Source organism: Synechococcus sp. CS-1329 (assembly GCF_025128055.1).
Lineage (GTDB): Bacteria > Cyanobacteriota > Cyanobacteriia > PCC-6307 > Cyanobiaceae > Regnicoccus_A.
In genome coordinates this window covers 19,699-45,734 of the sequence record NZ_JAHLYS010000012.1, presented here as the reverse complement: position 1 = coordinate 45,734, position 26,036 = coordinate 19,699, and the positions used below count along the sequence as shown (strand labels likewise).

Here is a 26,036-nt window from a genome sequence, read left to right as displayed (position 1 = left end):
GTTAAAGCAGCCGCCGGCCACTGCCGGCCTCGAAGCGGAGTTCCCGCGCCGGCGGCCAGCCCAGGCCGAAGGATTCAGCCAGCTCCACCCGGCCATCACAGACCATCCGCCAGCGGCCGTGGGGCGTTTCCAGCTGCAGCAGCTGGCTGGCCCCCTGCCACTCCCGCAGCAGCACCCGGGCCGGCAGCCCCCCCTCCGCCAGCGGCTCCAGGTGTTCCGGGCGAACCGCCCGGATGCATCCGGCTTCTGCGGGTAGCACATTGATGCGCGGGCGGCCGATGAAGCCGGCCACGAACAGGTTGGCGGGCTGGTCGTAGAGCTCGCGCGGACTGCCGATCTGCTGCAGCCGCCCCTGGTGCAGCACGGCGATGCGATCGGCCAGGCCCATGGCCTCCTGCTGATCGTGGGTCACATAGACCACCGGCTGGGGGCCGCCGCAGAGCAGCAGGCGCAGCTCAGCGCGCAGATCTTCACGCAACTGGGCATCGAGATTGCTCATCGGCTCATCGAGCAGAAACAGCCGTGGCTGGCGCACCAGGGCCCGGGCCAGGGCCACCCGCTGGCGCTGGCCACCCGAGAGCTCCGCCGGCCGCCGCCGGCGCTGGGGCTCCAGCTGCAACAGCTCCAGCACCGAACTGATCTGCGCGGCGATCCGCTCGCGGGGCAGACCGCGCAGTTCCATGCCCAGCGACAGGTTCCGCTCCACCGTGAGGTGGGGGTAGAGGGCATAGCTCTGGAACACCATCCCCACCTCCCGGCGGCTGGGCGGTTGCCGCGTGATGTCGTCGCCATCGAGGCGGATGTGGCCGGCGCTGGGCTGATCGAGTCCGGCGATCAGGCGCAGGGTGGTGGTCTTGCCGCAACCGCTGGGCCCCAGCAGGGCCAGGCATTCCCCCGGTGCCACCCGCAGGCTGAGGTGGTCGAGCACCAGGGTGTTGCCCACCCGCCGCTGCAGGCCCTCGAGCACCAGGCCCTGCGGCCGCTCCACGTCGCTCATTTCACCGCCCCCTGGGTGAGACCCGCCACGATCGGCTTCTGGAAGATCACCACCAGGGCCAGCAGCGGCAGGCTGCCCAGCACGGTGGCCGCCGCGAAGGCGCCATAGGGAACGGTGTACACGGAGGATCCGGCGATGCGGGCAATGGCGATGGGCAGGGTGAGCAGCTCCTGGCGGCTGATCCAGGTGAGGGCGATCGGGTATTCGTTCCAGCTGAACAGAAACACCAGCAAGCCGGTGCTGGCGCTGGCGGGGGCGATCAGCGGCAGGAGCACCCAGCGCAGCCGCTGCCAGGTGTTGAGGCCCTCCAGCAGCGCCGACTCCTCCAGCTCGGGCGGCAGATCCCGGAAGGCCGCCCCCAGCAGCAGCACCGCCAGGGGCAAGGAGAGGCCGGCATAGGGCAGGCTCAGCGCCAGCAGGTGGTTGGCCAGGCCGAAGCGTCGGGCCAGCTCCAGCAGCGCCAGAAACAGCAGCACGTAGGGGAACACCGCCGCCGCCAGCAGCGCCCCGCTCAGCAGCGCCCGCGTCCTGGCGGGCTGGCGCTGCAGGCCGTAGGCGCAGGGGATCGCCAGCAGCAGGGTCAGGGCCGTGCTGGCCAGCCCCACCACCGTGCTGTTGAGCAGAAAGCGCCAGAAGGGCGGATCTCCCGAGAGGATCTGGCGGTAGTTGTCCAGGGTCCAGCCCGAGAGCCCCGGCTGGGGACTGATCAGGGCCGAACCGGTGCGCAGGGAGGTGTACAGCTGCCAGAGCAGCGGCAGCAGGCTCCAGAGCAGCACCATCAGCACGGCCAGACGCCTGAACCGCATCAGGCCCTCCCCCCCGCCAGCAAGCGCCGGCCCAGCAGCAGCACAGCAGTGAGACCGAGCAACAGCACGAACATCCCCAGCATCACGGTGGCGCTGTAGCCGAAATCAAGGAAGCGCATCGCTGAGAGATAGGAATAGAGCGCCAGGGTTTCGGTGCTCCCCGCCGGGCCGCCGCCGGTGAGGATCTGCACCAGATCGAACACCCCCAGGGCCTGGGCGAGGCGGAAGAGCACGGCGAGGAAGGCATAGGGGAGCAGCAGCGGCAGGGTGATCCGGCGCAGGGCCTGAGCGGGCGTGCCACCCTCCAGGGCGAAGGCCTCATAGAGGTCGGTGGGAATCGACTGCAGCCCGGCCAGCAGCAGCAGCGCCACGAAGGGGGTGGTCTTCCAGACATCGGCGAGCACCACCACGAGCCAGGTGCTGGCGGGGCTGCTCAGGAAGGGCAGCGCCGGCTGACCCAGCACCTGCAGCAGGCCGTTGATCGGTCCGTAGGGATCATTGAAGATCCAGCGCCAGCCCAGGGCCATCACCGCGGTGGGCAGGGCCCAGGGCAGCAGGGTGATCGTGCGCAGCGCCGTGCGGCCACGCCAGCTCTGGTGCAGCAGCAAGGCCAGGGCCAGCCCCAGCAGCAGCTCCAGCGCCACCGACAACCCAGCGAAACGCAGGGTCTGAACGGTGTCTTGCCAGAAGCGCTCGTCCTCGATCAGGCGCAGCCAGTTGGCGCCGCCGTTGGGCAGCGGCTGCAGGCCGGTGATCACCGAGTCGGCGTGGAAGCTGAGCCAGCCGTAACGCAGCAGCGGGACGGCAAAGACCAGCGCCAGCAGCAGCAGGGCTGGCAGGGTGAGCAGCAGGGTCATGACCTCGCCCCCACGCCGCTGGCCCTCAGCACCTGGTTGCTGAGGCTCTGGGCCCGCTCCATGCCCTCGGCGGCCTCCCGCTCGCCGGTGATCACCTCGCTGAGCTGCCGCTGCAGGATGTCGCTGAGCTGGGCATAGAGCGGGCTGAGCGGACGCAGCACCGTGGCCTCCAGCGCCCGGCGCAACTCCGGCAGCACCGGGTTCGCCGCCACCAGCTGCGGGTCTTCGAACAGGGCCGAGAGGGTGGGGGTGTAGCCCAGCCGCTGGGCCAGATCCTTCTGCACCTCCGGTGCCGTCAGGGCGGCGATCACCAGCGCGGCCTCGCGGGGATGGGGGCTCTGGCTCACCAGGGAGAAGCCCCAGCTGCCCTGGGTGGCGGCTGGGCTGCCCCCGGCGGCGGCCACCATCGTGGTCACCCCCACCTTGCCCCTCACCGGACTGCCCGGTTTCTGCAGCTCCGCCCAGGCATAGGGCCAGTTGCGCATCAGAGCGGCATCACCGGCCCCAAAGCTCTGCAGCGCCTCCGGTTCGGCGAAATTGGCCACCGCCCGGGGGGTGATGCCCTGATCGATCAGCTGCCGCAGCCAGGAGGCCGCGGCCACCGCCTCCGGACTGGCCAGCTCCACCCGGTCACCGGAATCGCTGAGCCACTGACCCCCAAAACCACGCAATACCTCCAGAAACACGCAGCTCAGCCCTTCGTACTGGCGCCCCTGCCAGACGTAGCCCCAGCGCACCCGGCCAGCGCGCTGCAGGGCGCCGGCGGTGGCCATCAGTTCAGCGGGGCTGCGCGGGGGCGCCGCCATCAGATCAGTGCGCCAGTAGAGCAGTCCCATGTCAGCCACCAGGGGGATGCGCCAGAGGTGGCCATCGAAGCGGTTGCCCTCCCTGGCACCCGGCACCACCCCGGCGAGGGCGTCCTCCCCCAGCAGCGGCTCCAGGGGCGTCAGCCAGCCGGCGGCCACATACTTCGGCGTCCAGGTGACATCCATCAGCAGCAGGTCGTAGGGGCTGTCCCCCAGCAGCAGGCTGCTGATCGCCAGATCGGAGATGGCCTCGGTTTCGAAAGGTCCCCGGTTCACCCGCAGTTCAAGGCCCGGGTGGCGCCGGTTGAAGCGCTCCACGATCGGCGCGGTGGCCTGGGCGAACGGCGCCGGCATCAGCGCCGTCACCACCACGGGCTCCTGCCGCTGGGCCCGCAGCCCTCCGGCACAGACCAGGCCCACCAGCAGCAGAGCCAGGGCGGCATATCGCAGGGTGCTGCGCAGCCCCATGCCCGTCCTCCGCCAACATCAATGCACCGGGGGCCCGACGGCACCTCAGAGACTCAGCCCCGCCCGCTCAGGCTGGAACCTGCAATCACCCTACCGAGGTGGGGATTGGAGGCTGGCCTGCCTCAGCCACTCCAGCGCCGGTAGAACCAGCCCTTGGCCAGCTCGGCACTGGCCACATAGGCCGCCAGGATCAGGGCCAACGGCAGCAGAAAGGCCGGCGGCAGGGGCACGAATCCGAACAGCCGCCCCAGGGGAGTCCAGGGCAGGGGCAGGGTGAGGGCGGCCACAGCAATCGTGGCCGCCACCAGCGCCCGGGAGGGGCGGCTGTGCAGCAGGGGCCCCCGGGTGCGGATCACCAGCACGATCGAGGCCGCCGAGAGCACCGATTCCACGAACCAGCCGCTGCGGAACTGGGCGGCGTCGGCATGGAGGACGTGCAGCAGCACCACGAAGGTCAGCAGGTCGAAGCCGGAGCTCACCAGGCCGAAGGTGACCATGAAGCGCTTGATGAAGGGGATGCTCCAGCGGTGCGGGCTGCTGATCCATTCCGGATCGACCCGATCGGAGGCGATGGTCATCTCCGGCAGATCGGTGAGCAGGTTGGTGAGCAGGATCTGCTTGGGCAGCAGCGGCAGGAACGGCAGCACCAGCGACGCCACCGCCATCGACACCATGTTGCCGAAGTTGGCACTGGTGGCCATGAAGACGTACTTGAGCGTGTTGGCGAAGGTGCGCCGTCCCTCGCGGATGCCCGTGACCAGCACCGCCAGGTCGGGCTCCAGCAGCACGATGTCGGCCGCTTCCCGGGCCACATCCACCGCCCCCTGCACCGAGAGGCCCACGTCGGCGGCATGGAGGGCAGGCGCGTCGTTGATGCCATCGCCGAGATACCCCACCACATGGCCGCTGCGGCGCAGGGCCAGGATCAGCCGCTCCTTCTGGCTCGGTTCGATCTCCGCGAACACATCCACCTGCTCGACCCGCACCGGCAGGGCGGCGTCGGAGAGCAACTGCAGCTGGGAGCCGCTGAGCACCTCGGGATTGCGCAGGCCGGCCTCCCGTCCCACCCGGGCCGCCACCAGCGCGTTGTCGCCGGTGATCATCTTCAGGCGCACCCCCAGCCTCTCCAGCTCGGCCACCGTGGCCTGCACCCCAGGACGGAGCGGATCGGAGAGCGCCAGCAGGCCCAGCATCGCCAGACCGGTTTCATCCGCCCGGCTGATCGCCCGGGGCACCAGGGTCGCCTCGGCCTCCCAGCGCCGCACCGCCACCGCCAGCACCCGTACCCCCTCGGCGCTCCAGGCGGCATAGAGGCGCTGCAGTTCCGGCAGAACGGCCGCCAGCGGCACAACGGCGCCGTCGGCGGTTTCAGCGCGGTCGCACACCTCCAGCACCTTGAGGAAGGCTCCCTTGGTGATCAGGACCGGGGCCCCATCGGCGCAGGCCAGCACGCTCAGCCGCTTGCGGTTGAAGTCGAAGGGGATCTCATCGAGCTTGCGCCAGGCGGAGAGATCGATCGCGCAGGCCGCAGCGCGGATCGCCCCATCGAGCGGGTTGCTGAACCCCGTCTCGAAGCTGGCATTCACCGCCGCGTGCAGCAACACCGCCGGGTTCTCGCCGCCATCGATGCCACAGCTGCGCTGCACCACCGCCTGGCCTTCGGTGAGGGTGCCGGTCTTGTCGGAGCAGAGCACCGAGAGGCTGCCGAAGTTCTCGATCGAGGAGAGCCGCTTGACGATCACCCGCTGGGCCGCCATGCGCCGGGCCCCCTGGGCCAGGTTGACGCTGATGATCGCCGGCAGCAGCTGGGGCGTCAGGCCCACCCCCAGGGCCAGGGCGAAGAGGATGGAGTCGGCCACGGGCCGCCTCAGCAGCACATTGACCGCGAAGATCGCGAACACAAGCCCCAGGGTCAGCTCCAGCAGCAGCGCCCCGAAGCGACGCACGCCCCGCTCGAACTCCGTCTCGGGGCTGTGCTCGCGCAGGCGTTCGGCGATGGCCGCGAACTGGGTGGCGGCTCCGGTGTGCACCACCACCGCCCTACCGCTGCCGCTCACCACGTGGGTGCCGAGAAACAGCATGTTGCTGCGCCGGGAGGGCGGCACCTCGGCGGGCAGCCGCCCCGGATGCTTGCTCACCGGAAAGCTCTCCCCAGTGAGGGAGGCCTCGTTCAGGCTCAGATCCCGCTCCTCCAGCAGGCGGCAGTCGGCGGGAATGCCGGCCCCGGCCGAGAGCACCAGCCGATCACCGGGCACCACCTGAGCCACGGGAATGGCCTGCTCGATGCCATCGCGCCGCACCCGGGCTGTGGTCTCAACGCTGCGCAGCAACTGGGCCACGGCTCCGGCGGCTCCCTGTTCCTGCCAGAACCCCAGCAGCCCGCTGATCAGCACGATCGCCAGGATGATCAGCCCATCGGTGGGGGAATCCAGCAGGAAGGAGAGCAGGGCCGCGGCCGCAAGGATCAAGATGATCGGGCTGGTGAACTGGCGCAGCAGCAGCAGGGCCGCGCCCCCCCGGGCCGGTGGCCTGAGGCTGTTGGGGCCGTGGCTGGCCAGCCGCCGCTCCGCTTCTGCGCTGGTCAGGCCTTCCTCGCCGCTGCAGAGCAGCCCCAGCAGCTCCTCCACCGGCACGCTCCAGAAGGCGTCGGCGCTCTGCGGTTCACCGCTCCCGGGGCTGTCGATGGGATCCATCCAGCAGCTGCATCTCTCGATAGGCTGATGGGTCCAAAGGCCCGGTCAAGACCGGCGCAGGATTGACCGCCATGGCTCCCACCACCCTGGAACCGCGTCAGCAGGCCCTGGTGCTGTCCCTGCGCCAGCGCATGGCCGCAGCCCGCGCCAACGGCGACGCCCAGACCCACCAGGCCCTCTTCCGTGAGGCGGTGTATCTGGGCATCCAACCCAGCCTGCTGGAGCCGGAGCAGAACGCGTCAAACACAGCCTCCGTCAGCGATTCCGGCGGCGGCCACTGAAGCCCGACCCCAGATCCTGGGGGGCTCCTCGGCATGCGCTGCCTGATCCTGCACAGCCTCTGGGGAGTGGAGGGCCAGCGCCAGGCGGTGATCGATCGGGCTCGCCGTCACGGTTTTGATGGCCTGGAGAGCAATCTCAACCATCCGGTGCTCTCGGGCCCAGATCCCGAGGCCGTGGCGGCTGAGTTCTCTGCCGCCGGCCTGGCCCTGGTGCTGGAGCTGGTGACGGGAAACGGTTACGTGCCCGATCTCGCCCTGACACCAGCCGATCATCTCCGGCAGCTGGCCGACCAGCTGGAGCGCTGCCGCGGGCTGAATCCCCTGCGCATCACCGTGATCAGCGGCAGCGACAGCTGGAACTGGGCCGATCAGCAGTGGTTCTGGGATCGGGCCCTGGAGCTGACCGCCGCCGCGCCGGCACCGCTGAGCTTCGAAACCCACCGCTCGCGCAGCCTGGCGGACCCCTGGCTTCTTCACCACTGGCTGGAGCGCTATCCGAGCCTGCGCCTCAGCGCTGATCTGAGCCACTGGTGCGTCGCCTGCGAGCGGCTGATGACTCCGGAGCTGGCACCGATCCAGGCCATCGCCGATCGGGTCGACCACATCCATGCCCGGGTGGGCCATGCCCAGGGTCCTCAGGTGAGCCACCCCATGGCGCCTGAGCACGCCGAGGCCCTGGCGGCCCATTGGGCCTGCTGGGACCTGTTCCTGCAGCGGGCCCGAGCGCGCGGCGAACCCTGCTTCACGCTCACACCTGAATTCGGCCCCGACGGCTACCTGCCCACCCTTCCCTTCACCCACCAGCCGGTGGCCGATCTGCTGGAGATCAACACGGCCATGGCCGCCTGGCTCAGGCGGAAGCTGACGGTGCCGGCGGCTCCACCAGGCCCATGATCCGCGCGTACAGCGCCTGCTGATGCAGGATGCGCGCCTCCAGGCGATGGGCCGGGCCAGGCGTCAGACCACTGCTGTAGCCCCGCTGGGCCGCCTCCACCAACACCCGGTCCTCCTCGAGAAAGTTGCCCAGCTCCTCGATCCACTCCTGGCCACGGGGCTGCTGGGAGGGGTCCCCCAGCAGCCACACCTGCAGGCGGCAGCGGCCGGGATCGAGGGGCGGAAAGCTGATCAGGGCCAGGCGGCCATCGGGCCAGACCAGCCAGTGGATCCAGGGCGGCGCCCCAAAGGTGAGGAACTCCTTGGCCCCTGAGCCGCTCTGGCCCGGGTTCACCACCGGCGTGGCCAGCAGGTTGGTGTGCATGGCGAAGCGATGGCGGTAGTGGCGCACCGGCCCCTGCTGCCGATGCAGGGTGGTGGGATGGGCGATCGCCACGTGATAGTCGTCGAGGGTGTTGTCGTGGGCAATCTTCCAGTTGCAGGCCAGCTCGCGCTCCAGGCTGGCCAGCAACACTCGCGGCCGCTCCAGCTCCGCGCCCAGCTCCTGCTCCATCAGGTCCAGTTGCTGCTCCAGGGGCAGGGGATCGGGCCCGACCGCCACCCAGAGCATCGAGCCACGCACGGCAGAGGCCAGCGCGACGAGGGGCCAGTCCTGGCGTGAGAAGGCTCCGGCGAACTCCCCCTCCCGCGCGGCGGCGCGCAGGAGGCCGTCAAGGCCGTAGGTCCAGCCGTGGTACGGACACACCAGGCGGCGGCAGGCCTGGGCCTCGGCAGCGGGCGAGAGGAGCGCCACCCCGCGGTGGGGGCAACGGTTGAGGAACACCTGGGGTGGTCCGCCGGGGGGATGGCTGAGCAGCAGGGGCAGGTCCAGCAACTCCAGGGCCAGGGCCGAACCCTCGGGCAGGCTGGAGAGGGGCACCAGTGGATGCCAGAAGTGCGGGGCGTAGATCGCCCGTTCCCGCTCAGCGGCGTCAGGCGAGCGATAGTGATCAGCGCTGAGGAATTGGCGACTCACGACTGGGGCCCCGTCGGCTGCCATGGCGTTCCCCTCAACTGGCGGCGGCATCGAGATTGCGCAGGGTGGTGACCAGCTCCTCCCGCAGCTCCAGGAACGGCGCTGACATCCGCAGGTGGGGCAGGTTGGAGCGGTCGAGATCGGCCTCCACCGTGCGCACGATCCGCCCCGGGCGCGGGGCCATGATGTGCACCCGCTGGGCCAGCAGCAAAGCCTCCTCCAGGTCGTGGGTGATCAAGAGCGCCGTGAGGCCGGAGCGCTGCCAGAGCTGATAGAGGAACTCCTGCATCGATTCGCGGATCTGCAGGTCGAGGGCGCCGAAGGGTTCATCCAGCAGCACCACCTTCGGGTCGGCGGCCAGGGCGCGGGCGATCGCCACCCGCTGCTGCATGCCCCCCGAGAGTTCCTTCGGCAGGCGCCGGGCGGCATCCTGTAGACCGACCACCTCCAGGAAGTAAGCGGTGCGCTCGCGCACCAGGGGCCTGGGCAACCCCTGCAGCGACATGCCGAAGGCCACGTTCTGGGCCGCCGTCATCCAGGGGTAGAGGCTGTATTTCTGGAAGACCATGCCCCGATCAGAGCCGGGCCCACGCACCGATTGGCCATCGAGGGCAATCACTCCGGCACTGGGGCGCTCCAGGCCGGCGATCAGGCGCATCACCGTGGACTTGCCCGAACCGGAGCTGCCCACCAAAGCCACGAATTCGCCGGACTTGATCGAAAAGCTGATGTCGTCGAGCACCAACTTGGCCTGACGGCCTTCACCAAAGCTCTTGCTGACGCCATGCACGGAGAGATGCATCTCAGCTGGCCCAGCGACAACTGCGCCGCAGCACGGCGCGGAACCCCAGATCGATCAGCAGGCCGATCAGGCCGATCACGATCAACCCCACAAAAATCTCATCGGTGCGCAGAAAGCGCTGGGCCAGGCTGATGCGCTTGCCCAGACCTTCGTTGGCGGCCACCAGCTCCGCCACGATCACCAGGTTCCAGGCTGAGGCCATGTTGATGCGGTAGGCATCAATCACCTGGGGGGCGATGTAGGGGGCCACCACACGGGTGAGGATCGGCAGGCCCCGGCCGCCCAGGGTGAGGGCGGTTTCGAGCAACTCCTGGGGTACGAACTTCACCGCATCCATGATCATCAGCGTATTGAAGAAGAAGGTGCCGATGAAGATCAGCAGCACCTTTGGCAATTCCCCCAGGCCGAAATAGATGATCAGCAGGGGGATGAAGGCCGGCGCCGGCATGTAGCGGATCAACCCCAGCAGGGGCTCCAGCAGGCGGCAGATCAACGGGTTGCTGCCCATGGCGATGCCCAGGGGCAGGGCCAGAGCCGCCGAGAGCGCAAAGCCAAGGAACACTCGCCGGATGCTGGCGATCGCATCGGCCACCAGGATCCCCTCCTGGAACTGCTCCACCACCGCCTGCCAGACCGCCGGCGGGCTGGGCAGGAAAAGAGGATCCACCGCGCCACTGAGGCTGATCAGGGACCAGGCCAGCAGCACCGCAGCGATCCCGAGCGGACCGAGCAACCAGGGGGAGCGCAGGGCAGGTCGCTCAGAGAACCGCATCAGGGGGCCGCATCGACGAAACGGGCGTCGAAGAGCTTGGTGAGATCCGGGGGTGTCTTGGCCAGCCCCACCTCCTGCAGGAAGGTGCTGATCTCAGCGGCGGCAAAGGGCAGCGAAGCCATGGTGTTGCCGGGCTTGAGCGCCTCACGGTTCTGCTCCAGCGTGAAGATCGTGGTGCCGGCGTCGTACTCCTTGTATTCGGCCTCGCTCACCCCCGCCCGGGCCGCCAGGATCGTGAGGCTGGGCCCCGGATTGGCCTTGATCTCCTTGAGGGTGGCGAACCAGGCGTTCACCACCTTCTGCAACTGCTCGGGGTTCTTCTCCACAAACTCACTGCGGCAGACCAGGTGATCGCTGATGGCGCCGGGGAACTCCTTGGAGGAAATCAGGGTGGTGCTGCCGGGGCGCTTGAGAGCCTGGGTGGTGAAGGGAGCGAACACACCCACCGCATCCACCCTCTCGGCCACGAAGGCCGCCGCGGCCGCTCCAGTTTCCAGGGGCACGAACTCGATGTCACTGGCCGTGAGGCCCGCCTGCTTCAGGCCCAGCAGCAGCAGGTAGTGATCAACAGTTCCCTCCTCCGCGGCCACCTTGCGGCCCTTGAGCTGGGGCACCGTCGTGATGCCCTCGGCGGCAATGACCTGGTCGTTACCGGTGGAGTTGTCGTTGGTGAGCACCACCCGCAGATCGGCGCCACCGGCGATGGAGCTGATCGTGTCGTTGAGGGTCTGGCTGTTGCAATCCAGCTGGCCTGCGTTGAGAGCGTTGATCGAATCGAGGTAACCATCGAACCACTGCAGGGTCACCGGAACCCCGGCCTCTGTGAACAGGCCCTTCTCCTCAGTGACCTTCCAGGGGATCCAGCCGGGCCAGGCGCTGTAGCCGATCCGCACCGGCGTGGCGCCTGTCTGCGGCGGACTCTGGCAGCTGGCCAGCAGGCCTCCGCCCATCAATGCCAACAGGCCGAATCCAACCATCCGCTGGAGCCGGCGTGGTTGCCGCGAACGCTGATGACTGGAGGGCGAACCGGCAGCTGAGCCGATGGGGCTGGAGTTGGAGTTGGAGTTGGAGCTGGGATCAGGATCGTGATTGGAGATCATAAGTTGAGCAGCAAAGTAAAGACAAAAGAATCAGGATTTGAGGGAAAACAAACGCGCAGCCGTGGTGGCTCTAGAGGAACTCGAGATAACGAGAGAGCTCCCACTCCGACACCCGACCGTGATAGTCGGCCCATTCCGCTCGTTTGTAGTCGATGAACGCGTCTGCCATGGCATCACCGAACACCGTGCGCGACAATGGATCTGCGGCAAAGGCCTCAATCGCCTCAGCCAGTGTTCGTGGCAACACCTTCAACCCCCGCTCGGCCCGCTGCTCGGCGCTGAGCCGGTAGGCATTGACGAGATTGGGATCGCCTGGATCCAGCTCTTCCCGGATGCCTTCCAATCCAGCGGCAAGGATCATCGCCGCAGCAAGATAGGGATTGCAGGCACTGTCGGCGGCACGGCATTCCACCCGATCAGCAGCGGCTGGGATGCGCAGCATGTTGGTGCGGTTGTTGTTCCCGTGGCAGATGAACACCGGCGCCCAGGTGAAGCCGCTCATTGAGCCCTGAGCCACCAGACGCTTGTAGCTGTTCACCGTGGGGGCAATCACCGCACAGATCGCCGGGGCATGGCGCAGGATCCCAGCGATGAACTGCTCCGCCAGGAGGGAGATCCTGCCCGCCGAATCACCCACAAAGAGATTGCGGCCCGTGGCTGGATCCGCCAACGACATGTTGAAGTGGGCGCCGCTGCCGGTGCGATCGCTGAAGGGTTTGGGCATGAAGCTGGCAATCAAGCCATGGCGGTGGCTGATCTCCTTGAGCATCAGCCGGAAGAAGGTGAGGCGATCCGCCATGGTGAGCGCCTCTGCATAGGCGAAGTCGGTTTCAAACTGCCCATTGCCATCTTCATGATCGAAGGAATACACCCCCCAGCCGAGATCGTTCATCGCTTGCACCAGCTCATCGAGCCAGGGCAGGTTGTCGAGCAGGCTCGGGAGGTCGTAGCAGGGTTTCTCGAGGGTGTCGCGGGAGCTGGCGGGCTGCAGGGACCCATCGACGCCCCGGCGCAGCACGAAGAATTCCGTCTCGATGCCGAGGTTGAAACGAAAGCCCATGCGCTGAGCTGCTGCGAGAGCCCGGATCAGGATGTTGCGGCTGCAGGCCTCGAACGGCTGGCCGTGCAGGTGCAGGCTGCTGGCCAGCCAGACCACATCACGGCGCCAGGGCAGCACCGTGGCCGAGGCCAGATCGGGAATGGCGGCCACCTCATCGTCGCTGACATCCTGGGGAACGCCATCGAGAGCAGCACCAGTGAAGAGCTCTGAGCCGGCGAGCATCGCCTCGAAGTGATCCAGGGGTACCGCCTTGGCCTTGCTGCTGCCGTGCAGATCCACGAAACTGGCCAGGGCATAGCTCACCCCCTGGCTGATCAGGTCGAGCTTGCGCTGCTGCCAGCTGAGCTGGAGTTCCGTGAGTTGATCTGTTGAGGCCGGAGAGTACAGAGTGCTCATCCCACCTCCGCCAGCTCCGCCCGGCAGCTGCGCTCACGAGTGGTGGCCAGCAACCACTGGTGCCAGGCATCGAGCCCGGCACCGGAGCTGGCCGAGAGCTGAAACACCACCGCCTCTGGATTGACGGCATGGATGTGCGCCTCGATGCGGCTCACGTCAATGGAGAGGTAAGGGAGCAGATCCACCTTGGTGATCAGTACGCAATCGGCTTCCCGGAACATCACCGGATACTTGAGCGGCTTGTCCTCACCTTCGGTGACACTGAGCAGGGCCACCTTGAGGTGCTCGCCCACCTCGAATTCAGCCGGGCAGACCAGATTTCCCACGTTCTCTACCCAGAGCAGATCGAGATCGGCTGGGTTGAGCCGCGCCTGCAGCTGCCTGAGGCCACCGCTCACCATCGCCGCATCCAGGTGGCAGGCGCGGCCGGTGGTGATCGGCACCACCGGCACCCCCACCGCTTCAAGGCGCTGGGCGTCGAGCTGGGTGGTCATGTCGCCCTCCAGCACCGCCATCTCCAGTTGCGGGGCCAGTGCGGTGATCGTGCGCTCCAGCAGGGAGGTCTTGCCGGCGCCGGGGCTGCTCATCACATTGAGACAGAGCAGGTTCCAGGCCTCAAAGTGCTCACGGTTGTGCTCCGCCTGGTGCTGATTGGCGGCCAGCAGATTGAGGCCAAGGGTGTCGCTGAGGGGCATGTGCATGGGATCAGCGCGGGGGAACGGCGGCGGGATCTGAAATCTGGTGCGGCAGGCTGTAATCGACGGAGCGAATGCGCAGCTCACGGCCGCTGACGATCTCCTCCATGGGCCGATCGCAGCAGGGGGAGCGGTAGGCGCGCTCAGGGTCTGGGTTGTAGGCGCTGGAGCAGGCCAGGCAGCGGGCCCTGAGGGGAACGGACTCGATCTCGAGTGTTGAGCCATCGAGCCAGCTGCCCTGGACGGCGGCGGCGAAAGTGAAGCGCAGCGCCTCGGGCTCCACGCAGGTGAACGCACCCACCTGCAGGTGCACGGCCGTCACCACGGGGGTCTGGGGCTCCTGCCCCCGCTTCCACTCCTCCATCGAGAGCAGCAGGCACTTGGTCATGTCCACTTCATGCATGGCGTTATCTCCACTTCTGATCGACGGCCATGTTGCTGCTGTCGTGCAACCAGGCGGGCTTCTGCTTGCGGGGCAGCTGGCCGCTCACCACCAGGTGGGCCATCACATCGCAGATCACGCGGGTGGCCATCAATGAGGTCATGTCGCTGATGTCGTAGGGGGGCGACACCTCCACCACCTCCAGGCCGCAGACCGGCACGTTGCGCACGATCAGCTCCAGCAATTTGAGCGCCTCGCGCGGGAGCAGGCCGCCCGGTTCGGGCCAGCCGGTGCCGGGCACAAAGCCGGCGTCGATGCAATCGATGTCGAAGGAGATGTACACGCAATCGGTGCCGTCGGTGGCGCGCTCAATCGCGAACTTCGCCGCCGCCTCCAGGCCCATGTCGCAGATGTCCGTCACGGTGAGCACGTTGGTGCCCCGTTCGCGACACACCTTCACCCCCTCGCGCGGCACCTGCCAGCCGCCGATGCCCAGTTGCACCAGGTTTTCGGCGGGCGCATTGGCCATGTTGGTGGCATGGAACCAGGGGCAGGTGTGCATGCGCTCGTCGAGGTCGATCTCCTGGGTATCGACATGGCGATCGAAGTGGATGATGCCCACCTTCTTGTCGCCCAGATGACGGCAGACGCCCCGCACGGTGGGAAAGCCGATCGAATGATCACCGCCGAGGATGATCGGGAAGGCGCCGCTGGCGAACACGTGCGCCACACCCTTGGAGATCTGATCGAAGCTCTTCTCGTTGTTGGCGGGAATCGTGAAGATGTCGCCCACATCGCAGAGCCGGATCGACTCGCGCAGATCCACCCCCATCTCGTAGTTGTAGGGCGTGTACAGGGCTGAAATGCGCCGGATGCCCTGGGGGCCGAAGCGGGTGCCGGGCCGGTAGGTGGTGCCGGAATCGTGGGGCACCCCCAGGATCGCCACATCGAATTCGCCGACGCGATTCACGTCCTCGATGTAGGGCGCCTTCATGAAGGTGTTGATGCCCGCGTAGTGGGGCAGCTCGCCGCGCGAGAAGGTGGAGATGCGCCGATCCACGATGCTCTCGGCGGCTTCCAGGCCATAGCGCAGGCCCTGCTCCACCTCCTGCTGCCAGCCGGTGAGCGGCAGGCGGGCCTCCTTCTCCAGGGCCTCGGCGCCCTGGCGGCCCACTGACGACGCCTCTCTACGCCGGTCGAAGGCCCCTTCTGGGCCTGGAGATGCACTCATGGCAATGCACGGAGGTGGGGGTTGCGGTCTCCCGGGCTTTTATCCCTCCGTGCAACCGGGTGACCCCGGTGAGCTTCTCTCGGACCAGACATTGGCTTGAGAACGCCGCAGCGAACTGATGCCAACCGGAACCCTAGAAACTGCTTCCGCCCTCCAACCTTCACCCCATCTGAGCAGTGGCGTTGTGACGGTTGCTACCAGGGAGTGGATCCCGAGCCGGGATCAGCTGGCCGGGGGAAAGCACCCATGAGCGCAGATGCGCCACGAAAAAGTTTTAAATTCTGGAGCGATTTCAAGAAAGACTTCATCCAAACTAGAAGTTCCAACCGGCTTGGTCTCCACACCTTGCCCTGGGAGCGATAACCATGCGAGCTGTTGTCTGTGAGCGCTACGGGCCTCCTGAAGTGCTTCACCTCACAGAGATCGCCAAGCCGATCCCCGCAGCCCATGAGGTCTTGATCCAGATCAAGGCCACCACAGTGAGCTCCGGCGACTGGAGGGTCCGCAGCCTGGAGGTACCCGCCGGTTTCGGGCTGATCGTGCGCCTGGTGTTCGGCTTCTCCAGACCCCGGCAGCCGATCCTCGGCAGTGAGCTGGCTGGTGTCGTCGAAGCGGTGGGCTGCGATGTGAGCCGCTTCAGGCCTGGTGATCCGCTGGTGGCCTTCAGCGACGCCGCCATGGGCTGCCATGCGGAGTACATCTGCCTGCCGGAGGATGGCCAGCTGGCCCGCAAACCATCCAACCTCAGCTTCCGTGAAGCGGCCGCTCTCTGCTTCGGTGGCACCACGGCCCTTGCGGCCCTTCGCCAGGCCAGGGTTCAGCCTGGAGAGCGGGTCCTGATCAACGGCGCCTCAGGCAGCGTCGGCACAGCGGCGGTGCAGCTGGCCTGTCACCTGGGGGCCGAGGTGATCGGGGTGTGCAGCGCCGCCAACCAGGATCTCGTCCGCTGCCTCGGAGCCAGCCAGGTGATCGATTATCAGCACACTGATTTCAGCCAGAGCGGTGACAGCTTCGACGTGATCATCGACACCGCTGGCACCGCACCCTTTGCCCGCAGCCGCCGCTGCCTGAGGCCAGGGGGTCGCCTGGTGCTGCTTCAGGCGGGGCTGGGCGCCATGCTGCTCAGCCCCTGGCAGACAGTCAGCAGCAACAAGACCGTGATCGCCGGTCCCATGAGCGTGAAAGCCGGCGACGTGGCTCAGCTCGCGGAACTGGCCGAGGCCGGGGTCTACAGGCCCGTGATCGATCGCCACTACCCCCTGGAGCAGATCGTGGCCGCCCACCGCTATGTCGACAGTGGACACAAAAAAGGCCATGTGGTGATCACGCTGGATCCTGAGGACTGATTCCGGAAGCCTCGATCAGCTGGTAGCGGCAGGCCAGCCGGCAGGTCTGGGCGGGGGCCACCTCCAGCCGCCGTTCACCGCTCACCAGGGCACCGCGCGGTGCCGTCCAGGGCTCCAGGCAGACCATGGGGCGGGGTGGATCACTCCAGACCACCGCCAGATCGAAGGGAGCTTCTGCCTGCAGCTCCAGGACCAGCCCGCTGCCGCGATCGAGCAAGCGCACCGCAGCACCCGGCTGCGCCAGCAGATCCACCCCCTGCTCCAGCCGCTCCAGCAGCGGGGCGGTGGCGGCGGCGGCCATGGTGCCGTGGTCGAAGCACTGCTCCGGCAGGCCCTCCAGCGCCGCCGCCGCCAGGGAACTGAGGGCGAAATAGGGGTGCAGGCCGAAGGCGAAGGGCAGCGGCTCTGGCCCGGGGTTGTGCAGCAGCACCGCGATCGCCAGGGCCCCAGGCTGGGGGCGCAGTTCCAGCTGCAACCGGAAGGGGAAGGGGAACATCGCCAGGCTGGCGGGGCTCTCGCCCAGGCTCAGGCGCACGCCCTCAGCCCCCGGCAACTCCTCCAGCTCCCAGGGCAGATCCCGGGCAAAGCCATGCTGCTGGAGCGTGAAATTCCCCTGGGGGAGGGGCAGCTGATCAGCCGGGAGGTTGCCGCAGATCGGGAACAGCACCGGCATGCCGCCCCGCACCGAGAGGGCTGGATCGGCGAAGCGGGCCTCATCGAGGTAGAGCAGCTCAAGGCCGTTGCAGCACCAGCCGCTGAGCAGCCCACCTCGCTCCGGCACCAAGCGCAGCAGATCGCCGCCGGCCTCGGCGCTGAACTCCCAGTGGGAATAGGGCGTGGTGCGCTGGATCAGGGGCATCGCGGCTCAGGCATCGGGCAGGCTTGCCAGCCACTCCAGCAGGGCGGCGTTCACCTGGGCGGGCACTTCATCGTGGGGGCAGTGGCCGGCGTCGAGCACCACCTCCGTGGTGGCGGCTGGGGAATGGCGCTGGAAGGCAGCGCGGCGCCCGGCGGCGTTGATCCAGGGGTCGCGGATGCCCCAGAGCAGCAGCAGGGGCACCTGGAGCTGGGCAAAGAGTTCATCCAGGGGCTGGCCGCGGGGAATGTCGAACACCGTGCGGAACACCCCGAAGGCGCCGGGGTCCAGCGACGGCCGCCGGATCGCCTCCACCAGCGCCTCATCCACGTTGGTGCGATCGATGTAGACCTGATTGAGGGTGCGCCGGATCGTGGCCGGACGGCGCAGATTCTCGAACAACAGCCGTTGCAGCACCGGACTGCGCAACAGGGCAGCACCGATCGTGCGCTTGGTGATGGCGCCCCAGCCGCTGGGTTCGGCCTGCTCGTCGCTGAAGGGACCGGCGGCATTGATCAGCACCACCCCGGCCGCCTCGTCGCCCAGGGCGGCCCCGGCGGCCAGGGCCGCAAAACCACCGAGGGAATTGCCCACCAGCACCGTGGGGCGGCCGATCCGCTCACGCACGTAGGCCACCAGCTGGTCACGCCACAGACCACCGCCATAGGGCAGACCCTCGGGCTTGGCACTGCGGCCAAAGCCCAGCAGATCGACGGCGTGCACCTCATGGCGCTCGCCCAGCGCAGGGATGTTGTAGCGCCAGTGGTCGGTGGAGGCGCCGAAGCCATGCACCAGCAGCACGGCCGGGCCCTGGGGCTGCGATGGTCGACTGGCCAGGGCGTGGACTCCATGGCCTGCATGGATCCAGGGCTCAGAGCAGGGGCCGTTCAACGCAGGTGTGGCTTGGTCGTCGATGCTAGGGATCACTTCGGGGGCTTCGCTCCGTGCTCGACGTGTCCAGCCTGCTGCCGGGAACAGCCCTCTGGGCTCTGGCGTTGTACCTGCCCCTCTCTGTGCCGCTGGCCCGGCTGGAGGAGGCCCTCAGCGAGGGGGCGCTCTCAGAGGGGTTGCGTCAGATCGTGCTGGTGACGAGCAGCGTGCTGCTGGCCTTTGCGGTGGGGGCGATCACTCAGCTCATGCTGAGCCTGATCCTCAGCCCCAGCTGGGCCGCCAGCCTCGGGCTGATGGCGGTGCTGGCTGGAGCGTTCTGGGCAGTGGCCTCCTCCAGCCGCAACGACGAAGGCTGAGGGCCCTCAGGCCATCTGCTCGGCCAGCAGCTTCTCCTCGCGACTGAGCACCACCCGCAGCAGGATCGGCGAGAGGAAGGTGGTGCCGATCACCATCAGCAGAATCGCCGCCTCCAAGGCCGGAGTGAGCAGCCCAGCCTGGGTGCCAAGGCCCAGGAAGATCAGGCCCACTTCGCCGCGGGGCATCATCCCCAGACCCACCACCAGGCGGTTGGTCTTTTCCTTGCTGACGTAGGTCCAGCCGGAGGCCACCTTGCCGATGATCGCCACCACCAGCAGGAAGGCGGCCATCACCAGGCCCGGACGGTTGGCCGGATCCATCGGGTTGAGCACGGAGAGATCCATGCTGGTGCCGATCAGGACGAAGAAGATGGTCGCGAACAGCGACACCAGCGGCTTGACCGTTTCCTGAATCGCGTAGGTGTGGCGGGAGCCGCTCAGGATCAGACCGGCGGCGAAGGCCCCCAGGGCGGCCTCCAGGCCGATGGCCTGGGCGGCGAAGCAGCAGAGGCAGAGCACCACGAAGGAGGCGACAACCACCTCACCGGGGGCCTTGAGGCGATCCAGCAGCCAGTCGAAGGCAGGGGCGGCGGTGCGGCTGAGAAACAGCGAGAGGGACACGAACAGGGCCGCGGCGATCAGCAGCTTGACGATCGGACCGATCTCGAGGGCGCCGCCGCCGGCGACGGCCACCACCACGGCCAGGATGACGATGCCGAGGATGTCATCAAGCACGGCGGCGCCGATGACGGTCTGGCCTTCGCGGGTCTTGAGGTATTTGAGCTCACCGAAGACGCTGGCGGTGATGCCGATGCTGGTGGCGGTCATCGCCGCGCCAGCGAAGATCGCCGGGATCAGCGGCACATGGAAGAAATACAGCAGCCCGAACGTACCCATGGCGAAGGGCAGCGCCACGCCGGTGATGGCCACCGTGGTGGCCTGGGCTCCCACCGCCACCAGCTCATCGAGCTCACTCTCGAGGCCGGTGAGGAACAGCAGGGCGAACAGGCCGAGGGTGGCCACCGCCTGGAGATTGGGGAAGGTCTCCATGTAGATCGACTCCACCGCGTTGGGTGGCAGTGACGAGAGGGAGGCCACGGTGGAGGTGACCCAGGTGCTCAGCTGCGCGCCGGTTTCGGGGGGAAGAATCAGGTGCAGGCCCGAGAGGCCGATCAGCACCCCCGCCACCAGTTCGCCGAGGATGGTGGGGAGCTGCAGGCGCACCATCAGCTCAGCCAGGGTTCGCGCAGCCAGGAAGATCAACAGAAAGCGGCCGACCCCGATCAGGGTTTCGGCCACCTCCACATTGTGGTTGCCGATTTCAAGCAGCAGGGTCGGGAAAGTCATGCGGGCGGGTGGCGCGTCGCTTGGATGAAGTTGGCCGCGACGTTAGACGGGATCTGGGGCAGCAATTGGAATCCGTCCAGACTGATCTCTGACCACCATCAGTGAATCCACACCGAAAGCGGCTACCCCGGCGCAGGGCCAACGCTCTGGTCGGCCTGCGGAGCGCCCGCTACGTGGCTGGGCCAGACTGATCAGATGCACGGACCGGACGGCATCGCGTCTCACAGCCGGCCGCTGTTCAGCTTCGCCGCTCCACCTCTCCTCGCCCCGCGACCATGACCGACGCTCCGCCCAGCCAGCTGAGGCTGCCCACCCCGGGCTGTTTTGCCGACCCTGATCGCAACGGCCTCACGGCCGATGGCGTCTTCGACGGCATGACCGAGCACCTCTTTTACACACTGGGCAAGCTCGCCCCCACCGCCAGCCATCACGACCTCTACGTCGCCTTGAGCTACGCGGTGCGTGACCGGCTGATGACCCGCTATCTGGCGGGGATCGAGGCCATCTCGGCCACGCCCACCCGCGTGGTGTCTTACCTCTCGGCTGAATTCCTGATCGGTCCCCAGCTGGGCAACAACCTGCTGATGCTCGGCATCCAGGACGAAGCCGCCGAGGCCCTGCGCCGTTTCGGGATCGATTCCCTTGAAGAGATCCTCGAGGTGGAGGAGGAGCCGGGTCTGGGCAATGGGGGGCTTGGCCGCCTGGCGGCCTGCTATCTGGAGTCGCTCTCGAGCCTGGAGATCCCCGCCACCGGCTACGGCATCCGCTACGAGTTCGGGATCTTCGACCAGCTGATCCGCGACGGCTGGCAGGTGGAGATCACCGATAAGTGGCTCAAGAGCGGCTGGCCGTGGGAGCTGCCCCACCCCGACCAGGCCTGCTTCGTCGGCTTCGGCGGCCGCACCGAGAGCTACCGCGACAGCGAGGGGGAGTATCGGGTGCGCTGGATCCCCTCCGAGCACGCCATCGGTGTTCCCCACGACGTGCCGGTGCTGGGCTACAGGGTGAACACCTGCAACCGCCTGCGGCTCTGGCAGGCGGAGGCCTCCGAGAGCTTCGATTTTTATTCCTTCAACATCGGCGACTACTACGGCGCCGTGGAAGAAAAGGTGGGCTCTGAAACCCTCTCCAAGGTGCTCTACCCCAATGACGGCACCGATGAGGGCCGGCGCCTGCGCCTCAAGCAGCAGCACTTCTTCGTGAGCTGCTCCCTCCAGGACATGCTGCGCAGCCTGGAGCTGCGGGACCTGCCGATCACCGACTTTCCGGAGCACTGGTCGGTGCAGCTGAACGACACCCATCCGGCCATCGCTGTGGCCGAGCTGATGCGGCTGCTGATCGATCACAAGCACCTGAGCTGGGATGCCGCCTGGGACATCACCACCCGTTCACTGGCTTACACCAACCACACCCTCCTGCCCGAGGCCCTGGAGAAATGGGGCCTGGATCTGTTCGGCTCGCTCCTGCCGCGGCACCTGGAGCTGATCTTCGAGATCAACCGCCGCTTCCTGCAGACGGTGCGGCTGAAGCATCCGGGCAACGACACGATGCTGCGGCGGGTGTCGATCATCGATGAGAACGACGGCAAGGCGGTGCGGATGGCCCACCTGGCCACCGTGGCCTCCCACCACGTCAACGGCGTGGCGGCCCTGCACAGCGAACTGGTGCGCACGCAGCTGTTTCCTGAATTCGCCTCGCTCTGGCCCGAAAAGTTCACCAACGTCACCAACGGCGTCACCCCGAGGCGCTGGATCGCCCTGGCCAACCCGATGCTGCGACAGCTGCTCGATGAGGTGATCGGCCAGGACTGGGTCCGCAACCTCGACGACCTGCGCAAGCTGGAGGCCTTTCAGAACGATGCCGGCTTCCTGGAGCGCTGGGGCCAGACCAAGCTGGCGGTGAAGCGTCAGCTCTCCCAGTACATCCATCGCCAGAGCGGCCTGCTGGTGGATCCCTCCTCGCTCTTCGACGTGCAGGTGAAGCGGATCCACGAATACAAGCGCCAGCACCTGAATGCCCTGCAGGTGATCGCCCAGTACCTGCGCATCAAGAACGGCCTCGGCGACCATCTCGCTCCGCGCACGGTGATCTTCGGCGGCAAGGCGGCGCCGGGCTACTACATGGCCAAACTTATTATTCGTTTTATCAACGGCATCGCTGAAACGGTCAACGCCGACCCCGACATGGACGGCCGGCTGCGGGTGGTGTTCCTGCCCGATTACAACGTCAGCCTGGGGCAGCGGGTCTACCCCGCTTCCGACCTCTCTGAGCAGATCTCCACCGCCGGCCTGGAGGCCTCCGGCACCGGCAACATGAAATTCGCCATGAACGGAGCACTCACGATCGGCACCCTCGATGGCGCCAACGTGGAGATCCGCGAGCAGGTGGGTGCTGAGAACTTCTTCCTGTTCGGCCACACCACCGACGGCATCGAGGCCCTGCGCGCTGGTGGATACCGCCCCTGGGAGCTGATCAACTCCATCCCGGAGCTGCCGGAGGCGCTGCAGCTGGTGGAGCAGGGTCACTTCAGCAATGGCGACACGGAGCTGTTCAAGCCCCTGCTGGCCAACCTCACCGGCCGGGATCCCTACTACGTGCTGGCTGATTTCAGCGAGTACATGCGCGCCCAGGACGCGGTCAGCGCCACCTGGGGCGATCGCACCACCTGGAACCGGATGTCCCTGCTGAACACAGCACGCACCGGTTTCTTCAGCAGCGACCGCTCCATCCGTGAGTACGCCGAGCGCATCTGGCGGGCGGAGCCGTTCCCGGTGACGATCAGCTGCGAGATCGACTGAGGGACCTGCCAGACCTCAGGGCCTGTGGTCCGGCAGGTCGGGGGTCTGGTGCAGCAGCCGGTTCAGGCGCAGGCGATCGGCATTGAGGGGGTCGGGGGCCAGTTCCCCGGCCACCTCCCGGAATTTCTGCTCCACGTCCTCAGGCACGCGCACATCGAAGATGCGCTCCATCAGCGCTTCAATCGAGAACAGGTGAGCATTGATGTTCTCCAGATCAGCGATCGCCTGTTGCTGGCTCTCCTCCTCGGGGGAGCTCAGCTCGCCTGCAGAAGCTGCGGCGGCGGCTGGAGGGGCGACGGCCTCAGCGTCACTGTCGCTCTGGGACTTTTGCAGCTCTTCGAGCACCCGGCCGGCCAGGGTGCGGAACGACTGCAGAGCCGCCCAGTTCAGTTCCTGCTGCTGCCGCAGTGTGGGGTTCTCGCGGATCAATCGGTCGTGTTCCCGATAAAACCGCTGGCAGTCAGGGCATTGGCAGGGCTCTTCGGGCACCGCGCTCCCTTGGTTCCTTAACGCCCATCATGGCATTGGATGTTCAAGGTCGCCGCCCAGAGCTCCTGCTGGCTCAGACCAGACGATCGAAGGGGCCGAGCAGGTCCAGCTGGTCGTCGTCATCGTCGCTGTCGTCGCCGTCCTCCTGGATGCTGGGCAGCGGGATTTCGATCGAGCTCACCAGCTGGATCACATCGCGCAGGCGCATCGAGTCGGCGAACCAGCCCATCGCCTGCTCCATGTCGCCCCGTTGCTCCGCCTCGACCGACTGCTCCTGATGCACTTCGGCCAGGAGGGCCAGCCAGCAGAGGCAGCGGGCCTGCACGACGGAGAGGTCGAGCTCATCGGGCTGACTGCGGGCGATCCGTTCACCCTCCTGCTGAACCAGCAAGCGCAGACGGAGATCGTGAAGCTCGTTCATTCAGGGTTCACGGCCGCGCCCACGCTAGCCAGGGAGCACTGTTTGGGAAGGCCACCACCGGTAGCGTTCCCTACCACGTGGGCAGACGGGGCTGGCGGGACTCGAACCCACGACCTACGGTTTAGGAAACCGTCGCTCTATCCGGCTGAGCTACAGCCCCAACGGGCCCATTATCCGTCCTGATCCCCACCCGGCCTAAAGTTGATCTCGAAAGCAGGCGAGGTGGTCGCGATCGAAGGGGTGACGCCGGTTTCGGCTGGTGGCTCCGGCTTCGGTTGAGGAAAGTCCGGGCTCCCCAATGGCCAGGCTTGCTGGGTAACGCCCAGTGCGGGTGACCGTGAGGACAGTGCCACAGAAACACACCGCCGATGGCCTCGGGTTCGCCCGGCGCACAGGCAAGGGTGCAAGGGTGCGGTAAGAGCGCACCAGCAGCATCGAGAGGTGCTGGCTCGGTAAACCCCGGCTGGGAGCAAGGCCCAGGGACAACGGTTGGCCATGACACCCGTCCCGACACAAGTGCGCCGCTCGAGGCCGTCGGTAACGGCGGTCCCAGACAGATGCCCACCCCGGTCCGCCTCGGCGGGCTGGAACAGAACCCGGCTTATGTCCTGCTTTCACCCCTTCGGGTCTGCCCACAGAGGCCCACGGCCGTCCGCGAAGCCCCCGTGCCCCTGAGCGATGAGCGCCGCCGCCGCCTGGTGGAGTTCCTGGCCAGCCTCGGGCTCACGGGGCTCGGGCCCGACCTCGATCCGATCGAGGAGGCCCTCACCCACAGTTCCGCCGGCCGACCGCTCAACCACGAGCGCCTGGAGTTTCTCGGCGATGCCGTGCTGCGCCTGGCGGCGGCGGAGTATCTCGAGCGTCATCACAGGGCCATGGACGTGGGCCAGCGCTCCGCCCTGCGGGCCCAGCTGGTGAGCGACCGCTGGCTGGCGGAGCTGGGGGAGCGCTGCGGAATCGAGGCGATCCTGCACCTGGGCCCGGTGGCGGCAGGGGACCGGGCGGCGCGGCAGACCATCCGCGCCGAGATCTGCGAGGCCCTGATCGGCGGGCTCTACGAGGCCACCGGCAGCCTGGATCCGGTGCACCGCTGGCTCACCCCCCACTGGCAGCGCAGCGCCAGGGAACTGCTGGCCGATCCCTATCGCCACAACTGGAAGACGGGTCTGCAGGAATGGAGCCAGGGGCAAGGGCTCGGCCTGCCCCACTACCGCAGCGAGGAGCGCAGCCGCCGCCACGGCGACCCGCGCCGCTTCCACTGCTGGGTGGATCTGCAGGACAGGCCGGTGGGAGAAGGCTGGGGGGGCTCCCGCCGCGATGCTGAGCAGCAGGCGGCCCGCTCGGCCCTGGAGCAGCGAGAGGCGATCAGCCCGCTTCCAGGGTCTTCAGAGGCATCGTGACCAGCTTGTCCCAGTTGCCGCCTTCAAACAGCACCGCCGCCTGGCTGCCGCTGATGCGTTGCACGAAGCCGCGGTAGCCGTTGTAGATCGAGCGCCCATCGCGGACCACCACGGTGGTGCCGGGCAGCACCGGCGCTGCATCTGCTGGGGAGGAATCAGCCGCGGCCATGGCAGTAGCGCAGAAGGTGCCTCCATTATCGAGCCGATCGGCAGCCAGTTGGTCGGTAGCGAGTGGATCGGCAGGATGGGGCGCAGGTGCGCGACGGCTCAGTCGATGGGAAACAGATGCTGAGCGAAGCGGACGCGGCGGAGGCGTGGCTGGTGGTGGGCAAGGTGGTGGCGGCCCAGGGGCTGCAGGGCGAGCTGAGGGTGCTGCCCCGCACCGATTTCCCGGAACGCTTCACCCGGCCGGGTCAGCGCTGGCTGCGACGGGGCCAGGAGGCCGCGCGGGCCGTGCGCCTGGTCTCGGGCCGTCAGTTACCCGGCCGGGAGCTGTTCGTGGTCAGGCTGGAGGGGGTCGGCACGCGGGAAGAGGCCGAAGCGCTGGTGCATCAGGAGTTGCTGGTGGAAGCGGGCGATCGGCCCCGGCTGCAGGAGGGGGAGTTCCACCTGCTCGATCTGCAGGGACTGCAGGTGCGCCTGGCACCCCATGGCGAGGTGATCGGCACGGTGGTGGATCTGATCCATGCCGGCAACGACCTGCTGGAGGTGGAGCTGTGCGGTGAGCCCACCCGCCGGACGCTGATTCCCTTTGTGGAGGCGATCGTGCCGCGGGTGGACATCGCCGGAGGCTGGCTGGAGATCACACCGCCGCCGGGTCTGCTCGACAGCTGACGCTGGGGCTTGAGCTGGCGCTTCCGGAAGTTCCCCATAGGAT

At 67.5% G+C, this 26,036-nt stretch carries 26 protein-coding genes, 1 tRNA gene, 1 other RNA gene and 1 riboswitch; of the genes, 8 read left to right on the top strand and 20 right to left on the bottom strand.

Features of this window, described 5'->3' with window-relative positions:
• Position 1: 1 nt before the first annotated feature.
• From KQ304_RS01695 to mgtA, 5 genes are all read right to left on the bottom strand, one after another.
• Positions 2–997, bottom strand: coding sequence for an ABC transporter ATP-binding protein (locus KQ304_RS01695; RefSeq protein WP_259735392.1), 996 nt, complete (start codon positions 995–997; stop codon positions 2–4).
• The gene (locus KQ304_RS01690) at positions 994–1,803 is read right to left on the bottom strand and encodes a carbohydrate ABC transporter permease (RefSeq protein ID WP_259735391.1); all 810 of its coding nucleotides are present in this window, start codon (positions 1,801–1,803) and stop codon (positions 994–996) included. The genes KQ304_RS01695 and KQ304_RS01690 overlap by 4 nt, the downstream gene beginning before the upstream one ends.
• Positions 1,803–2,660, bottom strand: coding sequence for a carbohydrate ABC transporter permease (locus KQ304_RS01685; protein WP_259735390.1), 858 nt, complete (start codon positions 2,658–2,660; stop codon positions 1,803–1,805). The genes KQ304_RS01690 and KQ304_RS01685 overlap by 1 nt, the downstream gene beginning before the upstream one ends.
• Complete coding sequence (locus tag KQ304_RS01680; RefSeq protein WP_259735389.1) at positions 2,657–3,934, bottom strand: ABC transporter substrate-binding protein; 1,278 nt, start codon at positions 3,932–3,934, stop codon at positions 2,657–2,659. Before KQ304_RS01680 ends, KQ304_RS01685 begins: the two co-directional genes overlap by 4 nt.
• Positions 3,935–4,056: 122 nt before the next feature.
• Positions 4,057–6,627, bottom strand: a complete 2,571-nt coding sequence (gene mgtA, locus KQ304_RS01675; RefSeq protein WP_259735388.1) for a magnesium-translocating P-type ATPase — start codon at positions 6,625–6,627, stop codon at positions 4,057–4,059.
• Positions 6,628–6,698: 71 nt separating this feature from the next.
• Between mgtA and KQ304_RS01670 the strand changes: the two genes are divergently transcribed.
• Together KQ304_RS01670 and KQ304_RS01665 are read left to right on the top strand one after the other, a co-directional pair.
• Positions 6,699–6,908 (top strand): hypothetical protein, encoded by a 210-nt coding sequence (locus KQ304_RS01670; RefSeq protein ID WP_259735387.1) that lies wholly within the window; start codon positions 6,699–6,701, stop codon positions 6,906–6,908.
• A 33-nt stretch (positions 6,909–6,941) separates the two neighbouring features.
• Positions 6,942–7,802, top strand: coding sequence for a sugar phosphate isomerase/epimerase (locus KQ304_RS01665; RefSeq protein WP_259735386.1), 861 nt, complete (start codon positions 6,942–6,944; stop codon positions 7,800–7,802).
• Here KQ304_RS01665 and KQ304_RS01660 read toward each other — a convergent pair.
• From KQ304_RS01660 to speB, 8 genes are all read right to left on the bottom strand, one after another.
• Positions 7,759–8,817 (bottom strand): aromatic ring-hydroxylating dioxygenase subunit alpha, encoded by a 1,059-nt coding sequence (locus tag KQ304_RS01660; RefSeq protein ID WP_259735385.1) that lies wholly within the window; start codon positions 8,815–8,817, stop codon positions 7,759–7,761. The two genes, KQ304_RS01665 and KQ304_RS01660, sit on opposite strands and share 44 nt — an antisense overlap.
• Positions 8,818–8,851: 34 nt before the next feature.
• Positions 8,852–9,619 carry an ABC transporter ATP-binding protein gene (locus KQ304_RS01655; RefSeq protein ID WP_259735384.1) on the bottom strand — a complete coding sequence of 256 codons (768 nt, stop codon included), beginning with the start codon at positions 9,617–9,619 and terminating at the stop codon, positions 8,852–8,854.
• A 1-nt stretch (position 9,620) separates the two neighbouring features.
• Positions 9,621–10,391: an ABC transporter permease gene (locus tag KQ304_RS01650; RefSeq protein ID WP_259735383.1), complete on the bottom strand. Its 771-nt coding sequence runs from the start codon at positions 10,389–10,391 to the stop codon at positions 9,621–9,623.
• A complete protein-coding gene (locus KQ304_RS01645) occupies positions 10,391–11,368 on the bottom strand; it encodes an ABC transporter substrate-binding protein (RefSeq protein WP_259735382.1) in 978 nt (325 codons plus the stop codon). The genes KQ304_RS01650 and KQ304_RS01645 overlap by 1 nt, the downstream gene beginning before the upstream one ends.
• A gap of 193 nt (positions 11,369–11,561) precedes the next feature.
• The gene (gene glnT, locus KQ304_RS01640; RefSeq protein WP_259735381.1) at positions 11,562–12,947 is read right to left on the bottom strand and encodes a type III glutamate--ammonia ligase; all 1,386 of its coding nucleotides are present in this window, start codon (positions 12,945–12,947) and stop codon (positions 11,562–11,564) included.
• Positions 12,944–13,648, bottom strand: a complete 705-nt coding sequence (hypB, locus tag KQ304_RS01635; protein ID WP_259735380.1) for a hydrogenase nickel incorporation protein HypB — start codon at positions 13,646–13,648, stop codon at positions 12,944–12,946. Before hypB ends, glnT begins: the two co-directional genes overlap by 4 nt.
• Before the next feature lie 4 nt (positions 13,649–13,652).
• Positions 13,653–14,045 carry a hydrogenase maturation nickel metallochaperone HypA gene (locus KQ304_RS01630; RefSeq protein ID WP_259735379.1) on the bottom strand — a complete coding sequence of 131 codons (393 nt, stop codon included), beginning with the start codon at positions 14,043–14,045 and terminating at the stop codon, positions 13,653–13,655.
• Positions 14,046–14,049: 4 nt separating this feature from the next.
• Positions 14,050–15,255, bottom strand: coding sequence for an agmatinase (speB, locus tag KQ304_RS01625; protein ID WP_259735378.1), 1,206 nt, complete (start codon positions 15,253–15,255; stop codon positions 14,050–14,052).
• Positions 15,256–15,281: 26 nt separating this feature from the next.
• Positions 15,282–15,403, bottom strand: a riboswitch (guanidine-I (ykkC/yxkD leader).
• A gap of 217 nt (positions 15,404–15,620) precedes the next feature.
• On the opposite strand from speB, the gene KQ304_RS01620 reads away from it, so the two are divergent.
• Complete coding sequence (locus KQ304_RS01620) at positions 15,621–16,601, top strand: NAD(P)-dependent alcohol dehydrogenase (protein ID WP_259735377.1); 981 nt, start codon at positions 15,621–15,623, stop codon at positions 16,599–16,601.
• Here KQ304_RS01620 and KQ304_RS01615 read toward each other — a convergent pair.
• Together KQ304_RS01615 and KQ304_RS01610 are read right to left on the bottom strand one after the other, a co-directional pair.
• Positions 16,579–17,460, bottom strand: coding sequence for a galactose mutarotase (locus tag KQ304_RS01615; RefSeq protein WP_259735376.1), 882 nt, complete (start codon positions 17,458–17,460; stop codon positions 16,579–16,581). The two genes, KQ304_RS01620 and KQ304_RS01615, sit on opposite strands and share 23 nt — an antisense overlap.
• Positions 17,461–17,466: 6 nt before the next feature.
• Positions 17,467–18,348 carry an alpha/beta fold hydrolase gene (locus KQ304_RS01610; protein ID WP_399228102.1) on the bottom strand — a complete coding sequence of 294 codons (882 nt, stop codon included), beginning with the start codon at positions 18,346–18,348 and terminating at the stop codon, positions 17,467–17,469.
• Positions 18,349–18,401: 53 nt separating this feature from the next.
• On the opposite strand from KQ304_RS01610, the gene KQ304_RS01605 reads away from it, so the two are divergent.
• Positions 18,402–18,704 (top strand): hypothetical protein, encoded by a 303-nt coding sequence (locus KQ304_RS01605; RefSeq protein WP_259735375.1) that lies wholly within the window; start codon positions 18,402–18,404, stop codon positions 18,702–18,704.
• 6 nt (positions 18,705–18,710) lie between these two features.
• Here KQ304_RS01605 and KQ304_RS01600 read toward each other — a convergent pair whose 3' ends face one another.
• Positions 18,711–20,051, bottom strand: coding sequence for a cation:proton antiporter (locus KQ304_RS01600; protein ID WP_259735374.1), 1,341 nt, complete (start codon positions 20,049–20,051; stop codon positions 18,711–18,713).
• Positions 20,052–20,326: 275 nt separating this feature from the next.
• On the opposite strand from KQ304_RS01600, the gene KQ304_RS01595 reads away from it, so the two are divergent.
• Positions 20,327–22,849, top strand: coding sequence for a glycogen/starch/alpha-glucan phosphorylase (locus KQ304_RS01595; protein ID WP_259735373.1), 2,523 nt, complete (start codon positions 20,327–20,329; stop codon positions 22,847–22,849).
• A gap of 15 nt (positions 22,850–22,864) precedes the next feature.
• On the opposite strand, the gene KQ304_RS01590 is transcribed toward KQ304_RS01595, so the two are convergent.
• From KQ304_RS01590 to KQ304_RS01580, 3 genes are all read right to left on the bottom strand, one after another.
• Positions 22,865–23,338, bottom strand: a complete 474-nt coding sequence (locus KQ304_RS01590) for a hypothetical protein (protein WP_259735372.1) — start codon at positions 23,336–23,338, stop codon at positions 22,865–22,867.
• A 73-nt stretch (positions 23,339–23,411) separates the two neighbouring features.
• The gene (locus KQ304_RS01585; protein ID WP_197161259.1) at positions 23,412–23,759 is read right to left on the bottom strand and encodes a hypothetical protein; all 348 of its coding nucleotides are present in this window, start codon (positions 23,757–23,759) and stop codon (positions 23,412–23,414) included.
• An 86-nt stretch (positions 23,760–23,845) separates the two neighbouring features.
• Positions 23,846–23,919, bottom strand: a tRNA-Arg gene (locus tag KQ304_RS01580).
• 50 nt (positions 23,920–23,969) lie between these two features.
• Here KQ304_RS01580 and rnpB point away from each other — a divergent pair.
• Positions 23,970–24,378, top strand: an RNA gene (gene rnpB, locus KQ304_RS01575) — RNase P RNA component class A.
• Between the two features lie 52 nt (positions 24,379–24,430).
• Positions 24,431–25,159 (top strand): ribonuclease III, encoded by a 729-nt coding sequence (gene rnc, locus KQ304_RS01570; RefSeq protein ID WP_259735441.1) that lies wholly within the window; start codon positions 24,431–24,433, stop codon positions 25,157–25,159.
• Here rnc and KQ304_RS01565 read toward each other — a convergent pair.
• A complete protein-coding gene (locus tag KQ304_RS01565; protein ID WP_255111489.1) occupies positions 25,125–25,328 on the bottom strand; it encodes an NAD(P)H dehydrogenase subunit NdhS in 204 nt (67 codons plus the stop codon). The genes rnc and KQ304_RS01565 overlap by 35 nt on opposite strands.
• Positions 25,329–25,444: 116 nt before the next feature.
• Between KQ304_RS01565 and rimM the strand changes: the two genes are divergently transcribed.
• A complete protein-coding gene (gene rimM / locus KQ304_RS01560; protein ID WP_259735371.1) occupies positions 25,445–25,993 on the top strand; it encodes a ribosome maturation factor RimM in 549 nt (182 codons plus the stop codon).
• Positions 25,994–26,036 lie beyond the last annotated feature (43 nt).